This window comes from Microbacterium sp. NRRL B-14842 (assembly GCF_050470785.1).
In genome coordinates, this window is record NZ_JBFLUM010000001.1 from 2,197,101 (window position 1) to 2,221,746 (window position 24,646).

20 protein-coding genes are annotated in these 24,646 nt (G+C 70.8%); 6 read left to right on the top strand and 14 right to left on the bottom strand.

Going from position 1 to position 24,646, the window contains the following annotated elements:
* Positions 1-34: 34 nt before the first annotated feature.
* The 7 genes from AB1285_RS10815 to AB1285_RS10845 all read right to left on the bottom strand — a co-directional run bounded on the left by AB1285_RS10815 (position 35) and on the right by AB1285_RS10845 (position 9,826).
* A complete protein-coding gene (locus AB1285_RS10815; protein WP_060923216.1) occupies positions 35-1,846 on the bottom strand; it encodes an ABC transporter ATP-binding protein in 1,812 nt (603 codons plus the stop codon).
* Positions 1,843-3,789 carry an ABC transporter ATP-binding protein gene (locus AB1285_RS10820; RefSeq protein ID WP_232089190.1) on the bottom strand — a complete coding sequence of 649 codons (1,947 nt, stop codon included), beginning with the start codon at positions 3,787-3,789 and terminating at the stop codon, positions 1,843-1,845. The genes AB1285_RS10815 and AB1285_RS10820 overlap by 4 nt, the downstream gene beginning before the upstream one ends.
* A 304-nt stretch (positions 3,790-4,093) precedes the next feature.
* Positions 4,094-4,591 carry a methylated-DNA--[protein]-cysteine S-methyltransferase gene (locus AB1285_RS10825; protein WP_187663465.1) on the bottom strand — a complete coding sequence of 166 codons (498 nt, stop codon included), beginning with the start codon at positions 4,589-4,591 and terminating at the stop codon, positions 4,094-4,096.
* Positions 4,588-6,105: a DNA-3-methyladenine glycosylase 2 family protein gene (locus AB1285_RS10830; RefSeq protein ID WP_292797709.1), complete on the bottom strand. Its 1,518-nt coding sequence runs from the start codon at positions 6,103-6,105 to the stop codon at positions 4,588-4,590. Before AB1285_RS10830 ends, AB1285_RS10825 begins: the two co-directional genes overlap by 4 nt.
* Positions 6,106-6,249: 144 nt before the next feature.
* Positions 6,250-7,857 carry a bifunctional phosphoribosylaminoimidazolecarboxamide formyltransferase/IMP cyclohydrolase gene (gene purH / locus AB1285_RS10835; protein WP_060923212.1) on the bottom strand — a complete coding sequence of 536 codons (1,608 nt, stop codon included), beginning with the start codon at positions 7,855-7,857 and terminating at the stop codon, positions 6,250-6,252.
* A 33-nt stretch (positions 7,858-7,890) separates the two neighbouring features.
* Positions 7,891-8,478: a phosphoribosylglycinamide formyltransferase gene (purN, locus tag AB1285_RS10840; RefSeq protein WP_292797713.1), complete on the bottom strand. Its 588-nt coding sequence runs from the start codon at positions 8,476-8,478 to the stop codon at positions 7,891-7,893.
* Positions 8,479-8,539: 61 nt separating this feature from the next.
* Entirely contained in the window at positions 8,540-9,826 is a 1,287-nt protein-coding gene (locus tag AB1285_RS10845; RefSeq protein ID WP_292797715.1) for a cell division protein PerM, read from the bottom strand.
* A 91-nt stretch (positions 9,827-9,917) separates the two neighbouring features.
* On the opposite strand from AB1285_RS10845, the gene AB1285_RS10850 reads away from it, so the two are divergent.
* A complete protein-coding gene (locus AB1285_RS10850; protein WP_187663461.1) occupies positions 9,918-11,393 on the top strand; it encodes an NCS2 family permease in 1,476 nt (491 codons plus the stop codon).
* A 131-nt stretch (positions 11,394-11,524) separates the two neighbouring features.
* On the opposite strand, the gene sucD is transcribed toward AB1285_RS10850, so the two are convergent.
* Together sucD and sucC are read right to left on the bottom strand one after the other, a co-directional pair.
* Positions 11,525-12,427, bottom strand: coding sequence for a succinate--CoA ligase subunit alpha (sucD, locus tag AB1285_RS10855; protein WP_187663460.1), 903 nt, complete (start codon positions 12,425-12,427; stop codon positions 11,525-11,527).
* A gap of 28 nt (positions 12,428-12,455) precedes the next feature.
* Complete coding sequence (sucC, locus tag AB1285_RS10860; RefSeq protein WP_025103777.1) at positions 12,456-13,622, bottom strand: ADP-forming succinate--CoA ligase subunit beta; 1,167 nt, start codon at positions 13,620-13,622, stop codon at positions 12,456-12,458.
* 174 nt (positions 13,623-13,796) lie between these two features.
* Between sucC and AB1285_RS10865 the strand changes: the two genes are divergently transcribed.
* The 3 genes from AB1285_RS10865 (at position 13,797) to AB1285_RS10875 (ending at position 16,174) form a co-directional block, all read left to right on the top strand.
* Entirely contained in the window at positions 13,797-14,081 is a 285-nt protein-coding gene (locus tag AB1285_RS10865; RefSeq protein WP_292797720.1) for a hypothetical protein, read from the top strand.
* Between the two features lie 125 nt (positions 14,082-14,206).
* Positions 14,207-14,872: a TetR/AcrR family transcriptional regulator gene (locus AB1285_RS10870; RefSeq protein WP_259954271.1), complete on the top strand. Its 666-nt coding sequence runs from the start codon at positions 14,207-14,209 to the stop codon at positions 14,870-14,872.
* 66 nt (positions 14,873-14,938) lie between these two features.
* Complete coding sequence (locus AB1285_RS10875) at positions 14,939-16,174, top strand: acyl-CoA dehydrogenase family protein (RefSeq protein WP_187663457.1); 1,236 nt, start codon at positions 14,939-14,941, stop codon at positions 16,172-16,174.
* On the opposite strand, the gene AB1285_RS10880 is transcribed toward AB1285_RS10875, so the two are convergent.
* Positions 16,171-16,722, bottom strand: a complete 552-nt coding sequence (locus AB1285_RS10880; protein ID WP_187663456.1) for a GNAT family N-acetyltransferase — start codon at positions 16,720-16,722, stop codon at positions 16,171-16,173. The genes AB1285_RS10875 and AB1285_RS10880 overlap by 4 nt on opposite strands.
* Positions 16,722-17,204 (bottom strand): hypothetical protein, encoded by a 483-nt coding sequence (locus AB1285_RS10885; RefSeq protein ID WP_187663455.1) that lies wholly within the window; start codon positions 17,202-17,204, stop codon positions 16,722-16,724. Before AB1285_RS10885 ends, AB1285_RS10880 begins: the two co-directional genes overlap by 1 nt.
* 65 nt (positions 17,205-17,269) lie before the next feature.
* Here AB1285_RS10885 and AB1285_RS10890 point away from each other — a divergent pair, with 65 nt between their 5' ends.
* Both AB1285_RS10890 and AB1285_RS10895 read left to right on the top strand, forming a co-directional pair.
* Entirely contained in the window at positions 17,270-18,721 is a 1,452-nt protein-coding gene (locus AB1285_RS10890; protein ID WP_187663454.1) for a phytoene desaturase family protein, read from the top strand.
* 43 nt (positions 18,722-18,764) lie between these two features.
* Positions 18,765-19,808, top strand: coding sequence for an ATP-dependent DNA ligase (locus tag AB1285_RS10895; RefSeq protein ID WP_292794927.1), 1,044 nt, complete (start codon positions 18,765-18,767; stop codon positions 19,806-19,808).
* Between the two features lie 6 nt (positions 19,809-19,814).
* Here the strand turns inward: AB1285_RS10895 and ligD are convergent, their stop codons facing one another.
* From ligD to AB1285_RS10910, 3 genes are all read right to left on the bottom strand, one after another.
* Positions 19,815-20,885 carry a non-homologous end-joining DNA ligase gene (gene ligD / locus AB1285_RS10900; RefSeq protein ID WP_280568186.1) on the bottom strand — a complete coding sequence of 357 codons (1,071 nt, stop codon included), beginning with the start codon at positions 20,883-20,885 and terminating at the stop codon, positions 19,815-19,817.
* Between the two features lie 66 nt (positions 20,886-20,951).
* Positions 20,952-22,088 carry an SseB family protein gene (locus AB1285_RS10905; RefSeq protein ID WP_292794931.1) on the bottom strand — a complete coding sequence of 379 codons (1,137 nt, stop codon included), beginning with the start codon at positions 22,086-22,088 and terminating at the stop codon, positions 20,952-20,954.
* A 44-nt stretch (positions 22,089-22,132) separates the two neighbouring features.
* Positions 22,133-24,586, bottom strand: a complete 2,454-nt coding sequence (locus AB1285_RS10910; protein ID WP_292794933.1) for an ATP-dependent helicase — start codon at positions 24,584-24,586, stop codon at positions 22,133-22,135.
* Between the last annotated feature and the right edge of the window lie 60 nt (positions 24,587-24,646).

Genomic DNA, 24,646 nt, shown 5'->3' on the forward strand with positions numbered 1-24,646 from the left:
GTACGGATGCCGGGGCCACTGTCGCGTCAGGACGTCAGACGAGCGTCTCCTGCCAGGCCGCGTGCAGCTGGGCGAACTTCCCGGTGCCGCCGATGAGGGCGGCGGGGGTGTCGTCCTCGATGATCCGGCCGTGCTCCATCACGAGCACACGGTCAGCGATCGCCACCGTCGACAGCCGGTGCGCGATGATGATCGCCGTCCGGTCGGCCAGCAGCGTCTGCAGCGCGTCCTGGATCAGCCGCTCGGACGGGATGTCCAACGAGGCCGTCGCCTCGTCGAGGATCAGCACCGCCGGGTCGGCGAGGAAGGCGCGGGCGAACGAGATGAGCTGTCGCTGCCCTGCCGAGACACGACCACCGCGCTTGTTCACGTCGGTGTCGTACCCGTCCGGCAGCGCCGAGATGAACGCGTCGGCGCCCACCGCCCGCGCCGCCTCGCGGATCTCGTCCAGAGTCGCATCCGGGCGCCCGAGCGCGATGTTGTCGGCGACGGTCCCGCTGAACAGGTACGCCTCCTGCGTGACCATGACGATCGCGCGGCGGAGGTCCTTCGGGTGCAGCGACCGCAGATCGACGCCGTCGAGGGTCACCGTCCCCGCGGACGGGTCGTAGAACCGGGAGATGAGCTTGGCCAGCGTGGACTTGCCCGCCCCCGTCGTCCCGACCAGCGCGATCGTCTGCCCGGCGGGGATGTCGAGCGAGAAGTTCGGCAGGATCGTCTTGTCCTCGTTGTACGCGAACGTGACCTCGTCGAAGCGGATGTGCCCCCGGGACTCCCAGAGGTCCACCGGCTTCTCGGGGTCCGGCACCGTCGGCACCTCCTCCAGGACGCCCGACACCTTCTCCAGCGCCGCGGTGGCGGACTGGTAGGAGTTGAGGAACATCGCGATCTCCTGCATCGGAGCGAAGAAGTTGCGCACGTAGAGGACGGCGGACAGCAGCACGCCGACCGTCAGGGCCCCCTCCGAGACCCGGATGCCGCCCCACAGCACGACCACGCCCAGGACGAGCGCCGCGACGCCCATGAGCCCCGGCTCGAACGTGCCGAACAGCAGCATCGAGCGGCGGTTCACGTCCCGGTACTCGCCGGCCACGCCCTGGAAGGCCTCGTCGTTGCGCGGCTCCTTCCGGAAGGCCTTGACCGCGCGGATGCCCGTCATGGTCTCCACGAACTGCACGATCACCTTCGCGCTGATCACCCGGGACTCGCGGTACACGAGCTGGGAGCGCGAGTAGAACCAGCGCATGAGGAAGAACAGCGGTACGCCGCCGATCGCGAGGATCAGGCCGGACTGCCAGTCCCACACGCACAGGGCGATGAACGTGAAGACACCGAAGAGCACGCCGGAGACGAGCTCGTTCAGACCGCCGTCGAGGAGTTCCTTGATGGAGTCCAGGTCGCTCGTCTGGCGCGAGATGATCCGCCCGGACGTGTACGACTCGTGGAACTCCAGGCTCAGGCGCTGGGTGTGCAGGAAGATGCGCTTGCGCAGGTCCAGCAGGACGGCCTGGGTCAGCTTGGCCGCGATGATGACGTACCAGGCAATGAGCACGGCGGCCAGAGCGCCGGCGAGAAGATAGATCCCGCCGACGACGAAGGTGGGCATCCAGTCGGCATCGTCGAGCACCGCCGGCAGCGCGCGGTCGAGGCCGATGCTGATGAGGATCGGCCCGGCCACCTGCAGCGCCGTCGAGATGACGAGCACCGTGGCGGCGAGCACGATCTGCGGCTTGAGCGGGCGCACGAGCGAGCCGAGCAGCCGCAGCGAGCGACGGCGGATCGCCCTGCTCTCCTCCGTGGTGAGGCGGGAGCGGTCCTCGTCCTGGGTTCCGGTGAGGGAGCTCATCGCTGCACCTCCTCTCCTGCGAATCGGGAGGCGCTTCCCGGCGCCTCATCGTCGGCCTCCTGGCGGATGCCGTCCTGCACGGTGTCGTGGATCTCCGACTGCTCGTCGCGGATGATCGGGATGGCGCCGGTGCGGGCCGCCTCCTCGGCCTCCAAGCTGGAGATGACGTGCCGGTAGTGCCGGCTCGTCTTCAGCAGCTCGGTGTGCGTGCCGACCGCGGTGATCCGGCCGTCCTCCAGCAGCGCCACGCGATCGGCGAGGGCCACGGTGGACGGACGGTGTGCGACGATCATCGCCGTGGTGTCGGCGAGCACGTGCCGCAGCGCCTCCTCGACGAGGGCCTCGGTGTCGACGTCCAGCGCCGACAGCGGGTCGTCCAGGACGAGCACCCGCGGCGTGGCGGCCACCGCTCGGGCGAGGGCGAGCCGCTGGCGCTGTCCGCCGGACAGGCTCAGTCCCTCTTCGCCGATGACCGTCTCGACGCCCTCGGGGAGCGTGTCGACGAAGGCGGCCTGCGCGACGTCGAGCGCCTCGCGCAGGACGCGCTCGGCTTCGGGGCTGTGCACGTCGAGGTCGGCGCGCCCGAGCAGGACGTTCTCGCGGACCGAGGCGGAGAAGAGCGTCGCGTCCTCGAACGCCATCGCGATGTGCTCGCGCAGCTCGGCGAGGGTGAGGTCGCGCACGTCGACGCCGTCGAGCGTGACCCGCCCTCCCGTCACGTCGTAGAGCCGCGTCGGCAGGGTCGTCAACGTGGTCTTGCCGCTGCCGGTGAGCCCGACCAGCGCCATGGTCTCCCCCGGTCGGAGCACGAGGTCGATGCCGTCGAGCAGGTCCCGCTCGTCGGGGGCCGCGTCCTGGTAGCGGAAGTGCGCGTTCTCGAACGCGAGCTCGCCGCGCGGGTTCTCGATGTGCACGGGGTTCGCGGGGTCGGTGATGGTGTTCGTCTCCGAGAAGATGTCGAACACGCGGTCCGTCGCCGTGCGCGCGTCCAGCATGAACGAGAAGAGGAAGCCGATCGACTCGATCGGCCAGCGCAGCACGACGGCCATCGCGAAGAAGGCGAAGAGCTCCGCCGAGGTGATCGCGTCCTGCGAGATGAGCCAGATGCCGGACATCAGGCTCAGGCCGAAGGCGATCTGCGGCATGAGGTCGAGCCAGAACCAGATCGAGGCGATGGCTCGGGCCTTGCTCATCTCGGTCTCGCGCAGCGTCTCGGCCTGACGGCTGAAGCGGCGGAGGGCGTGCGTGCCCCGTCCGAACGCCTTGAGCACCCGGATGCCGTGCACGCTCTCCTCGACGCTCGTGGCGAGGTCGCCGGCCTGGTCCTGGCTGCGCCGCGTGAGGGCGCCGTAGCGCTTCTCGAACAGGTAGCCGCGGATCCACAGCGGGATCGCCGTCACCAGGAAGATCGTGCCCAGCAGCCAGTGCCAGCGGAACAGCAGGACGGAGCCGATGAGGATCGTCAGCACGTTCACGACGAGAAGCACGAGGCCGAAGGCGAGCCACCGGCGGATCAGGCCGATGTCCTGCATCATGCGGCTGAGCAGCTGGCCGGACTGCCACCGGTCGTGGAAGGCGACCGGGAGGGTCTGCAGTCGCGAGTAGAGCTCGGTGCGCATGCGGTACTCGACCTGCGTGGCCGGGAACAGCACGAACTGCCGGCGGAGCCAGACCATGAGCGCCTCGCCGAGGCCGAGGGCGAACACGGCGAGCGCGCCCCAGACGATCGCGTCGAGCGCTCCGGACTGCACCGGCCCGCCGATGATCTGTTCGAGCACGATGGGGATCATCAGCGCGATGAGCGCGGCCGCGAGCGCGCTGGCGGCACCGCCGGCGAGACGCCAGATGACCGGCTTCACGAAAGGCTTGAGCCGCCACAGCGCGGCGGGCGTGGAGAGGGAGGACGAGGGGGACGGTTTCTGCGCGGAAGACGTGGAAGACATGTCTCTCAGAGGAGTCGAGGGTGAGAAGAGTGAAAGGACGGATGCGAGAGCGGGCTCACGGAGCCCGGCATCCGGTGCAGAAGAGGGCGGGGCTCTAGGAGAGCGGGCGCGCCGGGGTCGAGCCGAGGGTGGCGATCCGCGCGGTGGCGATCGTGGTCATGGTGTCCTCCTCAGGGCTCGGCGAGGTCGTCCGGTTGGCGCGACAGCCCATCAGCCTATTCCTGTGAACCAGCTGAGCGCAAGAGGAATTCCCGAGACGACGAAGAGCCCGCTCTCCGGGGAGCGGGCTCTTCGAACCGAGAGGTCAGCGGGCGGCGCGTTCGCGCGCCAGGAGCCTCTCCTTCACGGGCAGGCCCCAGGCGAAGCCGCCGAGAGAGCCGTCCGTGCGGAGCACCCGGTGACAGGGCACGAACAGGGCCGGGGCGTTGCGGGCGCAGATCGACGCGGCGGCCCGCACCGCACGCGGATTGCCGAGCCGGGCCGCGAAGCCCGTGTACGTCAGGGGTTCCCCCGGGGCGATGCCGCGGAGCGCCGCCCATCCGGCGAGCTGCAGGGCGGTGCCGGTCTGCGCGACCGGGACCGCGTCGATCGCCGTGACGTCGCCGGCATAGTACGCGCGGACGGCGCCCGCCGCGTCCGTCTCGGCCTCCCGCACGGCGTCGGGACGGCTTCGGGACGGCAGGCGTCCGAGGATCGCCTCGACGTCGTCGGTCCACCCGGACACGAGCACCCGCTGGCGCTCATCGGCGAGGATCGTGAAAGGACCGTCGGCGGTGTCGAGGGTCTGGATGAGTGCGGTCATGAGGTCTCCTCGGTGTCGGATTCGGGGCCGCGGGCGGGCCGGGTGGCGGTCTTGCTCCGCGGTCCGGCGGGGCGGATCGGGGCGGCACGCCACAGGTGCGCGCTGAGGTAGCTCCGCCACGGCGCGGTGCGCTCCGCCCAGGCGGTGAGGGTCTTCGGTTCGGCCGGGAGACCGGCCGCCGCGGCTCCGGCGCGGAGGGCGACGTCACCGGGCAGCAGCACGTCCGGATCGCCGAGCACCCGCATCCTCACGTAGTCGGCGGTCCAGGGACCGATGCCGGGCATCGCCAGCAGGGCCGCGCGCTGCGTGGGGCCGTCGTCGCCGACCGTGAGGGTCAGGCTCCCGTCCGCGAGGGCGGCGGCGGCTCCGGTGACGGCGCGGATGCGGGCGGCGGGCCCCCGCAGCACCTCGGCGCCGTGGGCCGCGATGGCCGACATCGTCGGGAACAGCAGTCCCTCGGGGGTCCGCTCCCCCAGCGCGTCGGTGAGGGCGGTGAGCGCGGTGCGGGCGGCGACGACCGTGATCTGCTGCCCGATCATCGCGCGGATGAGCATCTCGTGCGGATCGGCCGCTCCGGGCACGCGGATACCGGGGGTGCGCGCGATGAGGGGAGCGAGAGGCGGGTGCGCCGCCAGGGCCTCGTCGATCGCCAGGGGGTCGGCGTCGAGGTCGAAGATCCGACGCGCGGTCGCCACCAGCGGCGCGAGGTCGCCGAGCTGCGCGACCCGAGCCCGGAGGTGCAGCCGCTCCGTCTCCTCCTGACGCACCTCGAACCACGCAGGGCCTCCGGGCATCCGGAGGTGTCGGGAGAACGCCGTGGCCGTGGCCTCCTCGACCCCGGTCACCGCCCGCGCCGCCATCCACGCGAAGATCCCGGCCGCATCCAGGGGACCCCGGCACGGCAGGACCAGGTCGATCGTTCCCGGCACGGACGCGGACGGCGTGCGGCGGCGGGCGCGCAGCTCTCCGGGCGTGAGGCCGAACACCTCGCGGATCGTGTCGTTGCACTGGCGGATGCTGTGGAAGCCGGCGGCGAAGGCGACGTCGGCGATGGGCATGTCCGTCCCCACGAGCAGCATGCGGGCGGTGTGGGCGCGATGCGCTCTCGCCAGTGCCAGAGGTCCGGCGCCGAGCTGGGTCGTCAGCAGCCGCGTGAGGTGACGGCTCGAGTAGCCGAGGCGCGCGGCGAGCCCTGGCACGCCCTCGCGCTCGACCACGCCGGACGCGATCAGCCGCATGGCGCGAGCGGCGGTGTCTCCGCGGACGTCCCACGCGGGCGACCCGGGGGCGGCCTCCGGCAGGCAGCGTTTGCATGCGCGGTAGCCCGCCTCGTGCGCCGCGGCACTGGTCGGATAGAAGGTCACGTTCTGCGGCTTGGGGGTGCGGGCGGGGCAGCTCGGACGGCAGTAGATCCCGGTCGAGCGCACGGCGGTGACGAACTGGCCGTCGAAGCGGGTGTCCCGGGCGCTGATGGCCCGGTAACGCTCGTCGAACGCGGTCACGGGGAGGCTCATGTCCTCCACTCTCTCACCCCCGCAGGGCTACGGCTGGCGGAAATCGGACATCGCGGTTTCTTCCCCGAAACCCCGCCGACGCGCCGAGACCCCGGGGTGCGGACGTGCGCACACCGGGGTCTCGACGGAAGACCGGGGTCTCGGTCAGTGGAAGAAGTGACGCTCCCCCGTGAAGAACATCGTGACGCCGGCCTTGCGCGCGGCATCCACGACCTCCTCGTCACGAACGGACCCACCGGGCTGCACGATCGCCGTGACACCCGCGTCGATGAGCACCTGGGCACCGTCCGCGAAGGGGAAGAACGCATCGGACGACGCGACCGATCCGGCGGCACGATCCCCTGCCCGCTCCACCGCGAGGCGGCACGAGTCGACCCGGTTGACCTGGCCCATGCCGACGCCGACCGTCGCATTGTCCTTCGCCAGGACGATCGCGTTCGACTTCACGGCCCGGCAGGCCTTCCACGCGAAGATCAGGTTCTCCATCTCCTCGTCACTCGGACGCTCCCCCGACACGAGCTCCCAGTTCTTCGCGACCGAGACGATGTCGTCCGGGAAGCGGTCCGCGTCCTGGAGCAGGAGACCGCCGGACACGAGCCGCACGTCCATGCGCTCCTGCTGCCAGTCCTCGGGGAGCTGCAGCAGGCGCAGGTTCTTCTTCGCCTTGAAGACCTCGAGGGCCGCGGGCTCGAACGACGGCGCCACGATCACTTCGGTGAAGATGTCCTTCAGGTTCTCGGCCATCTTCAGCGTCACGGTGCCGTTCGCGGCGATCACGCCGCCGTACGCCGACACGGGGTCGCACTCGTGGGCACGGAGGTGCGCGCTGGCGATCGGGTCGAGGGCGTTCGGGGCGGTGGTGGCGATCCCGCAGGGGTTCGCGTGCTTGATGATGGCGACGGCGGGCTTGACCATGTCGTAGGCGGCGCGCAGGGCGGCGTCGGCGTCGACGTAGTTGTTGTACGACATCTCCTTGCCCTGCAGCTGCGTGGCCTGAGCGATGCCGTGGCCGCCGGCGCGGGTGTAGATGGCGCCGCGCTGGTGGGAGTTCTCGCCGTAGCGCAGCGTCGCGAGCCGCTCGGCCTGGATCGTCAGGTGCGCCGGGAGGTCGCCCGGGTCGTTGAGCGTGCCCTCGGCGAACCACTGCGCGACGGCCGTGTCGTAGGCCGCGGTGTGCGCGAAGGCCCGCGCCGCGAGCTCCCGCCGCTGGGCGAGAGACGTGCCGCCCTGTGCCACGGCCGCGACGATCGCCGGGTAGGACTGCGGCGACACGACGATCGCGACGTTGGCGTGGTTCTTCGCCGCCGCACGCACCATGGCGGGGCCGCCGATGTCGATCTGCTCCACCACGTCGTCACCCTCGGCACCGGAGGCCACGGTCTCCACGAACGGGTACAGGTTGACGACGACGAGTTCGAACGGCGCGATGTCGAGGTCGGCGAGCTGCCGCTCGTGATCTTCCAGGCGCAGGTCGGCGAGCAGCCCGCCGTGCACCTTCGGATGCAGGGTCTTGACGCGACCGTCGAGCATCTCGGCGACACCCGTGACCGCGGCCACATCCGTCACCTCGAAGCCGGCGTCGCGGATGGTGGACGCCGTCGACCCGGTCGAGACGATCTCGACGCCCGCCTCCGCGAGCGCAGCGGCGAGCACGAGCAGGTCGGTCTTGTCGCTGACCGAGACGAGAGCGCGCCGGATCGGCACGGTGTCGCGATCGCGGTAGAGCGTGGGGTCGTGGCGGGGGCCGGCCATGATGGGCTCCTTCGTGCGGGGCGTCGGGGGGGGTCAGGGGGCGGAGGTCAGGGCGAGGTCGCCGGTAGCGATGCGCCGGACGACGTCGATGAGGAGCCGGCGCTCGACCGGCTTGATGCGCTCGTGCAGCGTGTGCTCGGTGTCGTCGGCCCGGATCGGCACGCGCTCCTGGGCGAGGATGGGGCCGGTGTCGACCCCGTCGTCCACGACGATCACGCTGGCGCCGGTCTCGCGGACGCCCGCGGCGAGCGCGTCGCGGACGCCGTGCGCTCCGGGGAACTCCGGGAGGAACGCGGGGTGGGTGTTGATGATCCGCGGCGCATAGGCGGCGACGAGGGAGGACGGCAGCAGGCGCATGAGGCCGCTCAGCACCACGAGGTCCGGCGACCAGACGGCGAGCTGACGTCCCAGCTCCTCGCCCCACGCCTCGCGGCTCTCGTGTTCGTGCCACGGCACGGTGAAGCTGGAGATGCCGAACTCCTCGGCATGGGCCAACCCGTCGGCTTCGCGATCCGCCCCGACGACGACGACACGCGCCGGGAAATCGGGGTGACGAGCGGCCTCGAGGAGGGCGCGAAGGTTCGAGCCGGCGCCCGAGATGAGTACGGCGACCGTGAGCACGCGCCCAGTCTACCGGCGTGCCGATGACGCTCCGACCGGCGTCGCCGGAGGTCCGGGGCGGCTAGCGGCGGTCGTCGTCAGCGTGCTCCTCGGAGGCCCGTTCGGACATCTCCGCGATCCAGCGATCGGTGCGCTCCTCCGCGAGCTCGTCGCGGTTGCGGGGGGACAGCAACAGGATCGCCGCCCCGACGAGCACCTCCGCCCCCAGAGACAAGGCGAACGGCAGTATCGCCGGACCGACGACCTCGAGTCGGCCCGGGCCCATCGAACCGTTCGCGAAGGCGGCGGCGAGCGCGGCAACGCCGCCTGAGACCGCGGCGATTCCGACCGCGATCACGACGCGCTGCAGGAGCCCCAGCGGCGTCCCCTCCCATACGAGGCGCGAGCGCACGGCCCACCCGGCGAGCGCCCCGGCGGCCACCGGGATCAGGATGACGATGAGCATCCACATCGAGGTGTTCTCCGGCAGCAGACCGAAGGCGGGGATGCCCGGGACGACGCCGAGCTGCGTCCCCGCCGGCGACACCGCGGTGCCCGCGCCGACGGCGAACCCGGGGCCGGCGAGCCAGGACGCCGCCCACACCACCAGTGTGGGCAGATAGGCGAGTTGCCCGAGGGTCAGCACGGTCGCCCCGAGGGCATCGACCCGCGCCGCCTGGAACAGCGCGACGACCTCGCCCCCACGGGTCAGGACCGACAGGGCGACGGCCAACGCGGCAGCCCCCAGCACACCGACGAGCGCGAACGCCGCCCCGCGCACGACCGCGGACGGTACCGGCGCCCAGTCCTCCCTGGCGTCCAGCACATCGTGGATGCGGTCCAGCACGCCGCCGTCGCCGTCCTCCCACGCGACGCGGACGGCGCCGCACACGGCGCCCACGAGGTAGACGGCGGGGGGCAGCAGGATCGCGAGAGCCAGTGGGACGCGTGCGGCGCCCAGCGCGGATGTGAGGGCGACGACCGTCGAGATCACGGCGAAGACGACCGTCCCCGACAGGGATCCCAGCACCCACGCGCCGGACCGTGCGGCCCGGGCGCCGGAGCGCGCCGCGAAGAGCAGCGTGAGCAGCAGGAACGCCAGCGGCGTGACCGAGACGGCGAAGCGCGCGGCGTCGGCCGGGATCGCCAGGGTGACGAGCAGGGCGTCCGGGATCGTGATCTCCAGAGGGACACCGTGCCCGAACTCCCACAGCGTTCCGGTGAGCGGCCACAGCGCCCCCCAGTCCGCGGTGACACCGAACGCGAGCGTCCACAGGAGCGTCAACGGCGCCAGCAGCACGGCCAGCCCGACGGCGGCCGCGATGGCGGCGTCGAGGGCGGCGAGGAGCGCGACGAGGAGGCGTTGCATAGCGCCTTCGAGACTACGACGACTTCCCGTCCGGCCCCCGTGGGCGCGCGCGAGGCGGACGACACGGTAGCGTTTCTCCGGAGGTTTCCCGATGACTACTGCCCCACCCGCCCCGGCGTCCACCGAACCCACCGGTACCCTGGACCGCTTCTTCGAGATCAGCAAGCGCGGATCGACGATCGGCACCGAGATCCGTGGAGGCCTCGTGACGTTCGTCACGATGGCCTACATCGTGATCCTGAACCCGATCATCCTCTCCGGAAAGCCGGACGTCGCCGGCGACATGCTCGACTTCAACGCCGTCGGCGCCGCGACGGCCCTGACCGCCGGCGTCATGACGATCCTCTTCGGTGTCGTCACCCGCCTGCCGTTCGGCTTCGCCGCCGGCCTCGGCATCAACGCCTTCGTCGCGTTCTCCGTCGTCGGCCAGGTCACCTGGCCCGAGGCGATGGCGCTCGTGATGATCAACGGTGTCGTGATCGTGCTCCTCGCCGCCACCGGGCTGCGGAAGGCGATCTTCGACGCCGTGCCCTTCCAGCTGAAGATCGCGATCACGGTCGGCATCGGCCTGTTCATCGCCTTCATCGGCTTCGTGAACTCGGGCTTCGTCACGGCGACCGGCGCCTCGTCGCCGCCCGTCGGCCTCGGTGTCAACGGGTCGGTCGCGACCGTGCCGAGCCTGCTGTTCGTGATCACCCTGCTCCTCACGGGCATCCTCGTCGCGCTCCGCATCAAGGGCGGCATGCTCATCGGCCTCATCGGCGGCACCGTGCTCGCGGTCATCGTCGAGGCCATCTGGCACATCGGCGCCCGCGGCGTCGATGATGAGGGCAATGTCGTGAATCCCGGCGGCTGGGGACTCACCGTCCCGGCACTGAACGGCTCCCCCGTCAGCGTCCCCGACCTGAGCCTCATCGGCGCCGTCGACTTCTCGTTCGACCTCGGCAAGGTCAGCCTCGTCGCCCTCGTGATGATCGTCTTCACGCTCCTCTTCACGAACTTCTTCGACGCCATGGGCACCATGACGGGCCTGGCCAAGGAGGCCAACCTGGCCGACGACAACGGCGACTTCCCGCGCATCAAGTCGGCCCTCGTGGTCGAGGGTGTCGGGGCGATCGCCGGTGGTGCGACCTCGTCGTCCTCCAGCACGGTCTTCATCGAGTCCGGCGCGGGTATCGGCGAGGGTGCCAGGACGGGACTCGCGAACGTCGTGACGGGCATCGTCTTCCTCATCGCGATGTTCCTGACCCCGCTGACCTCGATCGTCCCGACGGAGATCGCCGCCGCGGCGCTCATCATCGTGGGTGCCATGATGATGGCCCAGATCCGGCACATCGACTTCGGCGACTTCCGGGTGCTCCTGCCGGTGTTCCTCACGGTCTCGGTCATGCCGCTGACGTACTCGATCGCCAACGGCATCGGGGCGGGCTTCGTGAGCTGGGTGCTCATCCACGCCTTCTCCGGCAAGGCCAAGACCATCAGCCCGCTGCTGTGGGTGGTCGGCGCCGGCTTCCTGATCTTCTTCGCCCGCGGTCCCATCGAGGCCCTCTTCGGCGTCGGGATCTAGCCCCGCTCCGAGTCGCGCACATGGCCCCATTCCGACACGGAATGGGGCCATGTGCGTGATTCGAGGGAGGTGAGGGTATGACGAAGGCCCCGGGGTGGAGCCCGGGGCCTTCAGGTCAAGCGTAGCTCAGATCAGAGCGACTCGATGATCTCGCGCATGAGAGCGGCGGTCTCGGACGGCGTCTTGCCGACCTTGACGCCGGCGGCCTCGAGGGCCTCCTTCTTCGCCTGCGCGGTACCGGCCGAGCCGGAGACGATCGCACCGGCGTGACCCATGGTCTTGCCCTCGGGAGCCGTGAAGCCCGCGACGTAGCCGACGACCGGCTTGGTGACGTTCGCCTTGATGTACTCGGCCGCACGCTCCTCGGCGTCGCCGCCGATCTCGCCGATCATGACGATGGCCTTGGTCTCGGGGTCGGCCTCGAACGCGGCGAGCGCGTCGATGTGCGTGGTGCCGATGACCGGGTCGCCGCCGATGCCGATGGCGGTCGAGAAGCCCAGGTCGCGCAGCTCGAACATCATCTGGTAGGTCAGGGTGCCCGACTTCGACACGAGGCCGATCGGGCCCTTGCCGGTGATGTTCGCGGGCGTGATGCCGACGAGCGCCTCACCGGGGGTGATGATGCCGGGGCAGTTCGGCCCGATGATGCGGGTCTTGTTGCCCTTGCTCTGCGCGTAGGCCCAGGCCTCGGCCGAGTCGCCCACGGGGACGCCCTCGGTGATGACGACGAGCAGCGGGATCTCGGCGTCGATGGCCTCGATCATCGCGTCCTTCGTGAAGGCGCCGGGGACGAAGGCGATCGACACGTCGGCGCCGGTCTCCTTCATGGCCTCGGCGACCGAGGCGAAGACGGGGAGCTCGACGGCGTTGCCGTCCTTGTCCGTGTGCGAGACCGTGGTGCCGGCCTTGCGGGCGTTCACGCCGCCGACGACCTGCGTGCCGGCCTTGAGCATGAGCGCGGTGTGCTTGGTGCCCTCGCCGCCGGTGATGCCCTGGACGATGACCTTGGAGTCCTTGTTGAGGTAGATCGACATGTTCTGTTCCTTAAATCCTGTCGAAGCGTCAGGCGTTGGCGAGCTCGGCGGCCTTGTCGGCGCCCTCGTCCATCGTCGCGGCCAGGGTCACGAGCGGGTGCGCGTAGTCGGCGAGGATCGCACGACCCTCGTCCACGCGGTTGCCGTCCAGGCGGACGACGAGCGGCTTGGAGGCCGTGTCGCCCAGCGTCTCCAGGGCACCCTTGATGCCGTTGGCGACGGCGTCGCACGCCGTGATGCCGCCGAACACGTTGACGAACACGCTCTTGACCTGCGGGTCGCCGAGGATGACGTCGAGACCGGCGGCCATGACCTCGGCCGAGGCGCCGCCGCCGATGTCGAGGAAGTTGGCGGGCTTCACGCCGTTGTGGTTCTCTCCGGCGTAGGCGACCACGTCGAGCGTCGACATGACCAGACCCGCGCCGTTGCCGATGATGCCGACCTCGCCGTCGAGCTTGACGTAGTTGAGGCCGGACGCCTTGGCCTTGGCCTCGAGCGGGTCGGCGGCGTCCTTGTCCTCGAGCGCCTCGTGCTCGGGGTGGCGGATCTCGGAGGCGTTGTCGTCGAGCGTGACCTTGCCGTCGAGCGCGATGATGTCGCCGTCCTCGGTGCGGACGAGCGGGTTGACCTCGACGAGCGTCGCGTCCTCACCCTTGTAGACGTCGTACAGCTTCACGAACACATCGGAGACCTTCTCGACGAGGTCCTCCGGGAAGTTCGCGGCGCGAGCGATCTCGACCGCCTTCTCCTTGTCGATGCCGGTCAGCGGGTTGACCTCGACGCGGGCGAGTGCCTCGGGCTTCTCGACGGCGAGCTGCTCGATCTCCATGCCGCCCTCGACGGAGCACAGGGAGAGGTAGGAGCGGTTGGCGCGGTCGAGCAGCACGGAGAAGTAGAACTCCTCGGCGATGCGGGCACCCTGCGCGACCATGACGCGCTTGACGACGTGGCCCTTGATGTCGAGTCCGAGGATGGCCTTCGCGGCTTCGTACGCCTCATCGGGGGTCTTGGCGACCTTGACGCCGCCGGCCTTGCCGCGGCCTCCGGTCTTGACCTGGGCCTTGACGACCACGACACCGCCGATCTTCTCGGCAGCCGCCTTCACCTCCTCGGGGGTGTCCGCGACGATGCCGGCGAGGACCGGCACTCCGTACTTCTCGAAAACGTCTCGTGCCTGGTACTCGTACAGATCCACTGTGCTTCCTTCACTGGGCTGCGGTCTGGTCTGGTGATTCTCTCGATGTCGAGACATCGACCAGTCCCCCAGCCTACTACCGCAGGCTGAACGCTCCGACGCCCCGACGCCCTCCCCGACGCCCCGACGCCTCCGGTACGATTCTCGGCGTCGGAGCATGACGGAGGAGACGACGTGAGCGACCTCACCGGCGCCGAGGCGCAGCGCATCATCCGCGACGAGAAGCTCACCGCGACCGCGAACTGGTTCGGCCGTACAGGCCGACCTCAGTCGTCCGCCTGGATCGAGCGCGAAGGCGAGGAGTGGATCGTCTGGGAGGCCGACGAGCGCGGTGAGCGCTTCCATGCGCCGCTCCGCTTCCGCTCGGAAGCCGAGGCCCTGGACCTCTTCATACGGATCGCTCGGCGGTATCGGGCATCGGACTCGCGCGCGAGTCGGCGAACCCCGGACGCCTCGTGACCACAGCCAGGATCAGCATGGACGGTCGCGCGCCCTCACGGAAACGCGGGTCCTGGAACTGCGTCAGCGGTGCGCTCCCGCGGGGACGCTCGGGCGTGAGCCCCACGGCGGTCTAGGATTTCGCCATGCAGGAATCCGCAGAGCTGCGCACCGGGGGCGTCGTCGCCGCCGCGCTCGAACTCTTCAGCGCCCAGGGGTTCGACCAGACGTCCGTGGAGCAGATCGCCAAGGCCGCCGGCGTCTCCCGGTCGACCTTCTTCCGGCAGTTCGGCGGCAAGGAGGACGTGGTCTTCGCCGATCACGAGGTCCTGCTGGAGCAGCTCCGGGAGTTCCTCGACGAGGGGCACGACGATCCGTGGGGCGCGGTCTGCGCGGCATCGGAGTCCGTGTTCACGCACTTCGCGAACGACCCGGAGCTCGCGCGACGGCGCTACCAGATCGTGCGGGAGGTGCCGGTGCTCCGTGAACGCGAGATCATCACCGTGTTCCGCTACGAGCGGCTGTTCGACGAGTACCTGCGCAGCGCCCTGCCGGGAGTGGATCCGCTGGACGCGGTGGGCTTCGCGGCGCTCGTGACGGCGGTGCACAACCACGTGCTGCGACAGCTCCTGCGCGGACGCAAGAAGGTGCCGCTGTCCACCCTCCAGTCCGCGCTCGCGGATGCGCGTCGACGGTACGGCGTCGGCGAGGACACCGCGGCGGGGGCTCCGGACGACATGGTGGTGGCGGTCTTCCCGCGTTCGATGCCCGTCGCCGAGGTCACGCGGAGGCTGCGCTCCGAGCTCGACTGAGCCCGCCGGAGAGGTCGTGATACCGAGTATCGAGGAGTACGATACCTGGTGTCACGAAGGAGCATCATGAGCACGGAAGCCTCCCCCGTCCCCGGCGAGCGCGTCTCGTCCTACGACATCACCGGACGGCAGGACAGCGACTACTACGCCGTCTTCGCCGACATCCCCGCCGTCGACCGGGAAGCCTGGGACCGCGCGAAGGCGTACGTCGACGAGGTCGCCCCGCAGATGGCCGAGGCCTGGGACCGCGCCGAGTACCCGCTCGACGCCGCCCGCCGGATGGGCGAGATGGACCTCGTCGTCGACGGCGTCGACCATCCCGCGCTCACCCGGCTCTCCCCGCTCGCCGCCGGCCTGGTCAACATGGAGATCTCGCGGGGAGACGGCTCCCTCGGCACGATCCTCGCCGTGCAGGGCGGCCTCGCGCTGCGGACGCTCGCCCTGTTCGGCTCGCCCGCCCAGCAGGACCGCTGGCTCACGGCACTCGCCGACGGCTCGGTACTCGGATCCTTCGCGCTGACCGAGCCCGACCACGGCTCGGACTCCGTCTCGCTGGAGACCGTGGCCCGCCGCGACGGCGACTCCTGGGTGCTCCGCGGCGCCAAGAAGTGGATCGGCAACGGCGCCTCGGGCGGCATCGCCTTCGTCTGGGCACGGGTCGACGACGAGTCCGCTGCCGAGCACGGGGCGGTGCGGTGCTTCCTCGTCGAGCAGGACGCCCCCGGGTACACCGGCACTGTGATCCGCGGGAAGGCCTCACTCCGCGCGATCCACCAGGCGCACATCCGCCTGGACGACGTGCGGGTACCGCTGGACGCGGTGCTGCCGGGGACCAGGAGCTTCAAGGACGCCTCGACCGTGCTCTACGCCACCCGGTCCGGAGTCGCCTGGTCGGCGCTGGGCCACGCGACGGCCTGCTACGAGGCGGCTCTGGCTTACGCGAAGGAGCGTGTGCAGTTCGGCAAGCCGCTCGCGAAGTTCCAGATGGTGCAGGAGCGGCTGACGCACATGCTGGAGGACCTGACGGCGATGCAGCTCTACTGCCGCAGGATGGCAGACCTCGAGCAGGCAGGAGCGCTACGTCCGACCCAGGCCTCGCTCGCCAAGTTCCACAACACCCGGGCGGCCCGGCGGATCGCGGCGACGGCGCGTGACCTCCTGGGAGGCAACGGCATCCTCCTGGAGAACGGCGTCATGCAGCACATGGCCGACATCGAGGCCATCCACACCTACGAGGGCACCGAGTCCGTGCAGGCCCTCCTTCTCGGCCGCGACATCACCGGGATGAGCGCCTTCGCCTAGCCCTTCGAATCGCTCACTTCGCTGGATTCGGCGGCCGGATGCAGCGAAGTGAGCGATTCGAAGCAGAGGAGGCGGTCGCGATCGTCCCAGGGGTCGACGGGGCGGAAGCCGCGGGACGTGTAGAGCCGGATCGCGGCGTCGCGCCACTCCCACACCGACAGCCGCACCGCACCCTCGGCCTCCGCCAGGACGGCGTCGAGCAGCGCGGAACCGACGCCTCGGCCGCGCACGGCGGGGTCAGCCCAGAGCCGCTTGACCTCGGTGTGACCGGCATACGGCAGGGCGATCACCACGCCGGCCGGGGCCCCGTCGATCTCTGCCACGAGCACCCGACCACCGGCGTACGCGGTGGCAGGGTCACGGACCTCCGGCCGGTACCGCTCGGGGAGTTCACCCTCGGGTTCCTCCGGATCACCCAGGACGTCGTGCTTCTCCTGCTCCGTCTGACGGAGGTACGTCGAAACCGCCGTACCGACGAACGCGGAATCCTGTGGCCACTCCGCCTCGCGGACGGAGACGCCGCCGTGCGACGCGGAGGCCGCGGGCATCAGTCGCAGCCGCAGCCGCCGGCGGGGGTCTTCACCATGAAGCAGACGTCGCACACGCCGTAGTCGCGCTCGACGGGCTTCGGCGCCGCGGGGGTGCGCGGCGCCGAAGGGGTGCGCGGCGTCGTGGGACGCTTGGCCTTGACGGGGGCCTGCGGGGCGAACTCGCTCGGGTGCGTGACGTAGAAGTACGGCGCGCGCCCCTCGCTGGGCTGCAGCCGCAGGCGGGTCGAGCCTACGGTGACGACCTCGTCCTCCGTGAATCCGTTGGTGTACGTGCGGCCGATGTGCAGCGCCGCGCCCTCGCGCCGGATCGCCTCGATGTAGCGACCGCGGTCGATCAGAGAGGTCACCCCCGCGGAATCGACGATCTCGGTGATGAACGCATGGTTCACCGGATCGATGCGGTGCGCGCGGAGCGCCTCGGGAAGCGAGCGGTACGGACGGGAGGTGCCGGCGGGGGTCGGGCCCTGGACTTCATTCATCCCTTCCAGGATCGCACGGCGCAACCCCCTCCGCCGACCGCGGACTCGCGTGCGAGACTGGCCGCATGGCACTCGCGACGATCATCGGATCCGGCCCGAACGGCCTCGCCGCCGCCGTCTCCCTCGCCCGCGCCGGCTACCGGGTACGCGTGCTCGAGGCTGCGGACACGGTCGGAGGGGGCCTGCGCACCCGGGAGGCCACCCTCCCCGGCTTCCGTCACGACGTCTGCTCGGCCGTCCACCCTGCAGCCGTCGCCTCGCCCTTCTTCCAAGCGTTCGGGCTCGACGAGCGGATCGAGTGGATCCGCCCCGAGATCTCCTTCGCCCATCCTCTGGACGACGGTCGTGCCGCCATCGCGTGGCGCGACATCGAGCGCACCGCCGCCGACCTCGGCATCGACGGGGACGCCTGGCTGCGCCGGCTCCGCCCCCTCAGCACGCACATCGACGGCGTCACGGACTTCACCGGGAACCAGCTCCTCCGCCTCCCGCAGGACCCGATCACCGCCGTCCGCTACGCCATCCGCATGCTCGACCAGGGCACGCCCCTCGCGCGGGCCGCCTTCCGCACGGAGGAAGCGGCCGCGCTCATGGCCGGAGTGGTCGCGCACGCGAACTCCCCGCAGCCCACGCTCGCCGGCGCCGCGGCGGGTCTGCTGCTGGCCGGGCTCGCCCACGCCGGCGGCTGGCCGTACCCCCGCGGCGGCTCGCAGGTGATCGCGGACGCCCTCATCGCCGATCTCGAGGCCCATGGCGGCACGATCGAGACGGGCGCCCGCGTCACCGACCTCGCGGACCTGGACGGGGGCGACCCCGACCGCGGTGACGTGCTGCTGCTCAACACCTCTCCCCGGCTCGCACTCACCCACCCGGACATCCCGGCCTCGTACGCCCGCGCCCTCCGCGGCTACCGCTACGGCGCCGCGGCGGCGAAGGTCGATTTCGCGCTCGATGGACCCGTCCCGTGGGCGAACGAGCACGTGCGGAGCGCCCCGACCGTGCACGTCGCCGGGACGAGGGAGGAGGTGTGGAACAGCGAGAACGCGGTCGCGGTCGGCCACGTGTCCGAGCGTCCGTACGTGCTGGCGGTCCAACCCTCGCTCTTCGACCCGACCAGAGCGCCCGACGGCAAGGCCGTGCTCTGGGCGTACATCCACGTGCCGAACGGCTCCGACCTCGACCCGACCGAACTCATCACCGCACAGGTCGAGCGCTTCGCGCCGGGATTCCGCGACCGGATCCTCGCCCACCACGCGGTGCCGGCATCCTCCCGCGAGGCGATCAACCCGGCCGAGATCGGCGGCGACATCTCCGGCGGCGTCTTCGACATGCGTCAGGCCCTGCGCCGCCCCGTCCTCTCCCCCACCCCGTGGCGGACGCCGATGCGCGGCGTGTACCTCGCGTCGGCCTCGACGCCGCCCGGCCCCGCGGTCAACGGCATGGCGGGATGGCACGCGGCACACACCGTGCTCCGCGACGCCGGCACGCCCGCGGAACTCGACGACCTGTTCGGCTGACCCGGCCCTTTCCCCCGCTCGCCGCCCGGTCCAGGATGGGTGCATGCGCTACGAGATCCCGGCCCCCATGCTCGCCAAAGCCGTCGCGGCCGTTCCCGACGCCGACAAGACGCCGGGCGGCCTGCTCTACGAGCCGAAGTGGGACGGGTTCCGCGGGCTCATCGCCTGGGACGGCGAGAAGGTCGAGATCGGGTCCCGCGGCGCGAAGCCCCTGACGCGCTACTTCCCGGAACTCGTCGACGCGATTCCGCAGCTACTCCCCGTGCCCTGCCTGCTCGACGGCGAGATCGTCGTGGCCACGGGTCCGCACGGCGCGCAGCGTCTGGACTGGGAGGCCCTCAGTCAGCGCATCCACCCGGCGGCTTCCCGGGTCGCGAAGCTCGCCACGGAGACCCCGGCCATGTTCATCGCCTTCGATCTGCTCGCCTCCGGGGAGGACGACCTGCGGGCCCAGTCGTTCGAGACGCGCCGAGCCCGGCTGGAGACGCTCATGGAGTCCGTGGAGCACCCGCTGCACCTGACCAGGACCACCCGCGATCGGGACGCGGCCGTCCGCTGGCTCGAGGAGTTCGAGGGCGCGGGGCTCGACGGCGTCGTGGCGAAGCCGCTGGCCCAGCCGTACGCGCCGGGGAAGCGCACCCTGTTCAAGATCAAGCATGCGCGGACCGCCGACGTCGTCGCCCTCGGCTACCGCATCCACAAGTCCGGCACCGGGGTCGGCTCGCTGCTCGTCGGGCTCTACGACGCCGACGGGACCCTGCGCCAGGTCGGCGGGGTCGCGGCGTGGAGTGACGCGAAGCGGAAGCAGCTCGTGGAGGAGCTCGCGCCGCTGGTCGAGCGCGACGAGGACGGCGCCGCCGTGACGGGTGAGGGTGAGCGGTCGCGGTTCAGCGGATCGAAGGACGTGTCGTTCGTGCGCCTGCGCCCCGAGCGGGTGCTGGAGGTGCGGTACGACCAGCTCGAGGGCGCCCGCTTCCGCCACACCGTGCAGTTCGAGCGATGGAGGCCGGACCGGGACGCCCGCTCCTGCACGTACGACCAGCTCGACACCGTCGACGGCTACGACCTCGCCGACGTCCTGAGCTGAGCGCGCTCAGTCGTCGACGGGGTTGCCGTCGGCATCCCAGTTCGCGGCGTTCTTCTTGCTCGGCTGCACGCGCGGCGGCTCTCCCGGCATCTTCGGGAACTCCGGTGGGAAGGGCAACTCCCCGAGCCCGTCCGCCGTGTCGCGCTCCCACCACTCCAGCAGCGTGTCGATGCGCCCGGGCTTCGCCTGCATGTCGGCCCAGGGGTCGCCGACGTCTTCGAGCCGCTGCGGGACGCTGCGGACGGTGAACGTCCTGGGGTCGAGATCGTCGAGCTCGTCCCAGTGCACAGGCGTCGCGACGGTCGCACCGGGGAGGGCGCGCGGACTGTAGGCGCCGGCCATCGTGCGGTCGCGGTTGGCCTGGTTGAAGTCGACGAAGAGGCGCTCGCCCCGCTCTTCCTTCCACCAGTTCGTCGTGACGCGATCCGGCATCCGGCGTTCGAGCTCCCGGCCGGCGGCGATCACGGCGTGCCGCACGTCGAGGAACTCGTGGGTCGGCTCGATCGGGGCGAAGACGTGCAGGCCGCGGTTGCCGCTCGTCTTCGCGAACGCCTCCAGCCCGGCCTCCCGCAACACCTCCCGCAGAGCGTGGGCGGCGGGGACGGCCTCGGCGAACCCGGTGCCCGGCTGGGGATCGAGGTCGATCCGCAGCTCGACCGGGTTGTCGGAGTCGGTCGCCAGCGATGCCCACGGGTGGAAGACGATGGTGTTCATCTGCACCGCCCACACGATCGCGCTCGTGCGGTTCAGGACGATCTGGGGATGGCGGCGGCCGCTGTTGTAGGTGACCGTGACGGCGTCGACGAAGTCCGGAGTGCCCTTCGGCGGGTTCTTCGAGAAAAACCCCTCTGGGCGCGGACTGCCGGCAGCGCCGACGCCGTCGCGGAAGCGCTCCAGGGACACCGGGCGGTTGCCGTTCGCCGAGAGGAACGGCACAGACACGAGCTGCACGTACTCGGCGAGTTCCGCCTTGGTGATGCCGAGGTCGGGCCAGACGATCCGATTCGGGCTGGAGAGCGCGACCTCACGCTCTCCGTCGGTGTCGGCGACGGTCAGGGTCACGCGTTCAGAGGCCATGCTCCGACCCTAGGGGGCGGTCACGACGCACGGAACCCCCGGCAGGCCCCCGGTGTACGCGTGCCGTCAGTCCTCGATCCGCACCGCGCGCACGAGCACCGGGGCGAGGGCGTCGCGCTCCACCACCATCGAGGGTCCTGCGGAGTCGATGATGACGCCGGCCATCTCGGAGTGGCTCGACAGCACCTTCGCGAGCTGGTCAGGCTCGAAGGGCAGCGGGCGGTCGCCGCGGCCCAGCGCGATGACCTCCAGCGGGTGCGAGAAGAGCTGGAGGAAGCGCCGACCGTCGGCTGTCTGAGCCTCGGCGATGCCGACCTGACCGGTGCCGGATCCGTCGTTCACGGCCACCCACATGCGCGTCGTGGCGAGGGCCTCGCCCACCTTGGCGGGCGAGTCCTGCTCCCGCGGAGCGGCGAGCAGCGACTTCACGGTCATGTCGACGTCGGCCTGCTCGAGCGTCTTCTGCAGGAGCTCGGTGGGGAACACCACACGATGCGGCGCCGAGGCGTTGTCGATGATGAGACCCGCGAAGTCGCCGGAGACGACCTGCTGCATGACCGAGGTCGTCGGCTGGGCGACCGCGGACGTGGCGGACGGGTCTGCTTCGAGCTGGACGGAGTCGCGGACGGCGGCCGCCGAGCTGAATGCCAGCATGAACTGCCGCTCTCCGTCACGGACCACGGCGACGGCCAGCGGCTTGCCCTCGCTGATCTGCGCGCGGGCATCACCGCTCACGCGGATGTAGAGGTGGCTCTGCAGAGCCTGGCGGAGCACTCCGAGGAGCTGCTCGTTGGAGGCGCCCGCCTCGATCTGCGCCAGGGACTCGCGCAGGAGGACGTTGTCCTTCATGCCCGCCACGGTCTCGGTCTGCTCGGGCGGGAGCGCAGGAGCGAGCGGGAGCTTCCGCTCGGCAGCCGGCGCCGCGGGCTCCTCCGCCGGGCTCGGCGGTGTCGCTGCGGCAGCGGGCGCCGGTGCTGTCGCGGCATCCGGATCCGGAAGGGCGACCTCGGGTCCGGCTTCGGCGCCGACACCGCGGAACGCCTGGACGGAGATGCCGACGGCGGGCGATGCCTCGGCCGCCGGAGCCTCGGTCTCCTCGGTCGCCATGCTCGCGTCCTCCTCGGTGTCGGCTGCCGGAGCGGCGGAGGGGGCGGGAGCGACGGCGTCGTCGCCGGACTTCTTGCGGCGGGAGAAGAGGGCCATGGGAGCCAGCCTAACCGTGTCTCCCCGCCCCCTTCGCCGCGACGTCAGAGCTTCTGGATCGGTGCGACCTTGATGAGCAGCTTCTTCTGCCCCGCCGTGTCGAACCGGACGTGGGCGATGCGCTTGGCCCCCTCACCGGTGACGGCGTCGACCCGACCCTCACCGAAATCATCGTGCCGGATGCGGTCACCGGCGGCGAGCTCGAGGTCGCCGTTGTCGCGCATCTTGGCGGTGACGCGGTTGGGGATCTTGTCCATCGCCGTCGAGAGCGGCTTGAGGGAGTCGCGGGGCAGGGCCTTGACGCCGAAGCGGTCGCCGGAGCCCCCGGAGCGGCGGGCGTTCAGCGCCCTGGACTGCATGCCCCCGCGGGAGTTGACGTCGCCCGGGGACTGCCGCCAGTCGATGAGGGAGGCCGGGATCTCCTGCAGGAACCGGCTGGGCATCGCGACCGTCACCTCGCCGAACTGCGCGCGGGTCATCGCCAGGGACAGGTGCAGGCGCTTGCGGGCGCGGGTGATGCCCACGTAGAACAGGCGTCGCTCCTCCTGCGGTCCGCCGGGCTCTCCCGCCGAGATGCGGTGCGGGATGAGGTCCTCCTCGACGCCGGTGACGAAGACCGCGTCGTACTCCAGGCCCTTGGCGGTGTGCATCGTCATGAGCGAGACCGACCCGGACTCGTCGTCGAGGTCGTCCGCATCGGAGACCAGCGCGACCTCGGTGAGGAAGTCGGTGATGGTGCCCTCAGGGTTGTTGCGCGCGAAGTCGCGCGTCACGGCCACGAACTCGTCGAGGTTCTCCACGCGGGCCTCGTCCTGCGGGTCGCGGCTGGCGCGCAGGGCGTCGAGGTACCCGCTCTTGGACAGCAGGAGGCTGAGCCCGTCGGCCACGGAGGTGGGCGGCGGCACCTCCCCCGTCGGCGGGAGCATGATCGCCGTCGCCTCGGCGAGAACCGCATCGAGCTGGGCGATGGCGGCCTGGATCTTCGGGCCCACACCGAGCTGCCCCGGCAGCGACAGGGCATCGCGGAAGGAGATGCCGTGCTCCTCGGCGAAACGGGCGATGGCGGTCTCGGTGACGTCGCCGATGCCGCGCCGCGGCTTGTTGAGGATGCGGCGCACGGCCATCTCATCGGCGGGATTGGCGACCGCCACGAGGTAGGCCAGGGCGTCCTTGATCTCGGCGCGCTCGTAGAACTTGGTGCCGCCCATGATCTTGTACGGCACGGCCGAGCGGATGAAGATCTCCTCCAGCGCGCGGGACTGCGAGTTCGTGCGGTAGAAGACGGCCATCTCCGAGTACGGCATGCCCTTGCGGTGCAGGGCCTCGATCTCGTCGGCGACGAACTGGGCCTCGTCGTGCTGCGAGTAGCCGGTGAAGCCGATGATCCTGTCGCCCTCGCCGCGGTCGCTCCAGAGCTTCTTGTCCTTGCGGTCGAAGTTGTTGCCGATGACGGCGTTCGCCGCGGAGAGGATGTTCTGCGTCGAGCGGTAGTTCTGCTCGAGGAGGACGACCTTCGCCCCCGGGAAGTCGCGCTCGAACTCGCTGATGTTGCGGATGTCCGCGCCGCGGAAGGCGTAGATCGACTGATCCGAGTCGCCGACCACCGTCAGCGACGCCCCGGCCTCACCGGCGCCCGGTGCCGGCTCGGGGTCGGGCTCGAAGATCATCATGCCGTTGGCGGCATACGGCTCCGGTGTCGCGCCGACCCCGGACGCCGGACGGGTGAGCTCGTGGATGAGCGCGTACTGCGCGTGGTTGGTGTCCTGGTACTCGTCGACGAGGATGTGGCGGAACCGGCGGCGGTAGGTGTCGGCGACCTGGGGGAACGCCCGGAACAGGTAGACCGTCTGGCCGATGAGGTCGTCGAAGTCGAAGGCGTTGGCCTTCTGGAGCTGCCGCTGGTAGTCGGCGAAGACCTCGACGAAGACGCGTTCGGCCGGGTCGCTCATGTTGGCCTGGCGGGCATAGGCCTCGGCGTCGGAGAGCTCGTTCTTGAGCTTGGAGATGCGCCCCTGGACCGCCGCCGGGGTGAGGCCGTAGGCGTCGGCCTCATGCTCCTTGACCAGGCGCTTGAGGAGGGCGCGGGAGTCGCCGGAATCGTAGATGGTGAAGTTCTTCGTGAACCCGAACTGCTGCGCCTCGCGGCGGAGGATCCGGACGCACGCGGAGTGGAACGTGGAGATCCACATGCCGCGCGCGGCGTCCCCGATGAGCCCTTCGACGCGCTCGCGCATCTCGCCGGCGGCCTTGTTGGTGAAGGTGATGGCGAGGATCTGGCTCGGCCACGCCTCCCGGCTGCGCAGGAGCGAGGCGATGCGGCGCGTGAGCACGCTCGTCTTGCCCGATCCGGCGCCGGCGACGATGAGCAGCGCGGGGCCGCGATAGGTGACGGCCTCGAGCTGCTGGGGGTTGAGGCCGGCGAGGAGGTCGTCCTGCGCGGGGGCGCCGGAGGACTGCGGGCCGACGGATCCGGGGACGATGAGAGGGGCTTCGGTCATGACCTCTCGAGTCTAGGCGGCGGCACCGACATCGCGGTCCGCGTCGGGGAGGGATACAGG

Bases quoted from the DNA above. Each gene is read 5' to 3' on its own strand.
- AB1285_RS10815 (WP_060923216.1), bottom strand. From the start codon at position 1,846: ATGAGCTCCCTCACCGGAACCCAGGACGAGGACCGCTCCCGCCTCACC.
- AB1285_RS10820 (WP_232089190.1), bottom strand. From the start codon at position 3,789: ATGTCTTCCACGTCTTCCGCGCAGAAACCGTCCCCCTCGTCCTCCCTC.
- AB1285_RS10825 (WP_187663465.1), bottom strand. From the start codon at position 4,591: ATGACCGCACTCATCCAGACCCTCGACACCGCCGACGGTCCTTTCACG.
- AB1285_RS10830 (WP_292797709.1), bottom strand. From the start codon at position 6,105: ATGAGCCTCCCCGTGACCGCGTTCGACGAGCGTTACCGGGCCATCAGC.
- purH (WP_060923212.1), bottom strand. From the start codon at position 7,857: ATGGCCGGCCCCCGCCACGACCCCACGCTCTACCGCGATCGCGACACC.
- AB1285_RS10845 (WP_292797715.1), bottom strand. From the start codon at position 9,826: ATGCAACGCCTCCTCGTCGCGCTCCTCGCCGCCCTCGACGCCGCCATC.
- AB1285_RS10850 (WP_187663461.1), top strand. From the start codon at position 9,918: ATGACTACTGCCCCACCCGCCCCGGCGTCCACCGAACCCACCGGTACC.
- sucD (WP_187663460.1), bottom strand. From the start codon at position 12,427: ATGTCGATCTACCTCAACAAGGACTCCAAGGTCATCGTCCAGGGCATC.
- AB1285_RS10870 (WP_259954271.1), top strand. From the start codon at position 14,207: ATGCAGGAATCCGCAGAGCTGCGCACCGGGGGCGTCGTCGCCGCCGCG.
- AB1285_RS10875 (WP_187663457.1), top strand. From the start codon at position 14,939: ATGAGCACGGAAGCCTCCCCCGTCCCCGGCGAGCGCGTCTCGTCCTAC.
- AB1285_RS10880 (WP_187663456.1), bottom strand. From the start codon at position 16,722: ATGCCCGCGGCCTCCGCGTCGCACGGCGGCGTCTCCGTCCGCGAGGCG.
- AB1285_RS10885 (WP_187663455.1), bottom strand. From the start codon at position 17,204: ATGAATGAAGTCCAGGGCCCGACCCCCGCCGGCACCTCCCGTCCGTAC.
- AB1285_RS10890 (WP_187663454.1), top strand. From the start codon at position 17,270: ATGGCACTCGCGACGATCATCGGATCCGGCCCGAACGGCCTCGCCGCC.
- AB1285_RS10895 (WP_292794927.1), top strand. From the start codon at position 18,765: ATGCGCTACGAGATCCCGGCCCCCATGCTCGCCAAAGCCGTCGCGGCC.
- ligD (WP_280568186.1), bottom strand. From the start codon at position 20,885: ATGGCCTCTGAACGCGTGACCCTGACCGTCGCCGACACCGACGGAGAG.
- AB1285_RS10905 (WP_292794931.1), bottom strand. From the start codon at position 22,088: ATGGCCCTCTTCTCCCGCCGCAAGAAGTCCGGCGACGACGCCGTCGCT.
- AB1285_RS10910 (WP_292794933.1), bottom strand. From the start codon at position 24,586: ATGACCGAAGCCCCTCTCATCGTCCCCGGATCCGTCGGCCCGCAGTCC.